Source organism: Cupriavidus sp. GW822-FHT03E04 (assembly GCF_058801495.1).
In genome coordinates this window covers 1-1975 of record NZ_JBXANI010000068.1, presented here as the reverse complement: position 1 = coordinate 1975, position 1975 = coordinate 1, and the positions used below count along the sequence as shown (strand labels likewise).

Sequence of the window (1975 nt, the reverse complement as noted above, 5' to 3'; positions counted from 1 at the left end):
GGGGTTTCAAGGGAGAGCCTGGCGATTACCTACTTTCACACGGGTATCCGCACTATCATCGGCGTGGAGTCGTTTCACGGTCCTGTTCGGGATGGGAAGGGGTGGTTCCAACTCGCTATGGTCACCAGGCATAAACGGTGGCCGCGCTGAGGGATGCTCAACGCAGCGAATAGGGATGTAGTAGGGGTTGTGCGTATCGGCCAAGCTGCCTTGTTACTGCTGCAGCGGCACGCGACACTCACACCAGGTAGAAACACACTGGTTATAGGATCAAGCCTTACGGGCAATTAGTACTGGTTAGCTTAACGCATTACTGCGCTTCCACACCCAGCCTATCAACGTCCTGGTCTCGAACGACCCTTCAAGGAGCTCAAGGCTCCAGGGAATCCTCATCTTCAGGCGAGTTTCCCGCTTAGATGCTTTCAGCGGTTATCTCTTCCGTACATAGCTACCCTGCGATGCCTCTGGCGAGACAACAGGTACACCAGCGGTACGTCCACTCCGGTCCTCTCGTACTAGGAGCAGCCCCCGTCAAGATTCCAACGCCCACGGCAGATAGGGACCAAACTGTCTCACGACGTTTTAAACCCAGCTCACGTACCTCTTTAAATGGCGAACAGCCATACCCTTGGGACCGGCTACAGCCCCAGGATGAGATGAGCCGACATCGAGGTGCCAAACACCGCCGTCGATATGAACTCTTGGGCGGTATCAGCCTGTTATCCCCAGAGTACCTTTTATCCGTTGAGCGATGGCCCTTCCATTCAGAACCACCGGATCACTATGTCCTGCTTTCGCACCTGCTCGACTTGTCGGTCTCGCAGTTAAGCACGCTTTTGCCATTGCACTTTAGGTACGATGTCCGACCGTACCAAGCGTACCTTCGAACTCCTCCGTTACACTTTGGGAGGAGACCGCCCCAGTCAAACTGCCTACCATGCACTGTCCCCGATCCGGATTCACGGACCAAGGTTAGAACCTCAAACAAACCAGGGTGGTATTTCAAGGACGGCTCCACGCAGACTAGCGTCCACGCTTCAAAGCCTCCCACCTATCCTACACAGATCGGTTCAAAGTCCAATGCAAAGCTACAGTAAAGGTTCATGGGGTCTTTCCGTCTAGCCGCGGGGAGATTGCATCATCACAAACACTTCAACTTCGCTGAGTCTCGGGAGGAGACAGTGTGGCCATCGTTACGCCATTCGTGCAGGTCGGAACTTACCCGACAAGGAATTTCGCTACCTTAGGACCGTTATAGTTACGGCCGCCGTTTACCGGGACTTCAATCAAGAGCTTGCACCCCATCATTTAATCTTCCGGCACCGGGCAGGCGTCACACCCTATACGTCCACTTTCGTGTTTGCAGAGTGCTGTGTTTTTATTAAACAGTCGCAGCCACCATTTTATTGCAACCCCTTCACCCTCCTGGCGCAGGCCAGTCAAGCTACAAGGGCGTACCTTATCCCGAAGTTACGGTACCAATTTGCCGAGTTCCTTCTCCCGAGTTCTCTCAAGCGCCTTAGAATACTCATCTCGCCCACCTGTGTCGGTTTGCGGTACGGTCTCGTATGACTGAAGCTTAGAGGCTTTTCTTGGAACCACTTCCAATTGCTTCGCAGCACTAGGCCGCTCGCCCCACATCCTTGAATTCCGCGCCCGGATTTGCCTAAGCGCCTTCTCCAATGCAGGGACCGGGACTTCCAACACCCGGACAACCTTCCGCGATCCGTCCCCCCATCGCATCATACGACGGTGCAGGAATATTAACCTGCTTCCCATCAGCTACGCATCTCTGCCTCGCCTTAGGGGCCGACTCACCCTACGCCGATGAACGTTGCGTAGGAAACCTTGGGCTTACGGCGAGGGGGCTTTTCACCCCCTTTATCGCTACTCATGTCAGCATTCGCACTTCTGATACCTCCAGCATCCTTTACAAGACACCTTCACAGGCTTACAGAACGCTCTCCTACCATGC

Annotated in this window: 2 rRNA genes; both read right to left on the bottom strand. The window is 54.3% G+C overall.

The window, feature by feature from the left end:
• Positions 1-16 precede the first annotated feature (16 nt).
• Positions 17-129: ribosomal RNA gene (rrf, locus tag AC1RQC_RS40285) — 5S ribosomal RNA — on the bottom strand.
• A 137-nt stretch (positions 130-266) separates the two neighbouring features.
• Positions 267-1975: ribosomal RNA gene (locus AC1RQC_RS40280) — 23S ribosomal RNA — on the bottom strand; the annotation flags it as partial.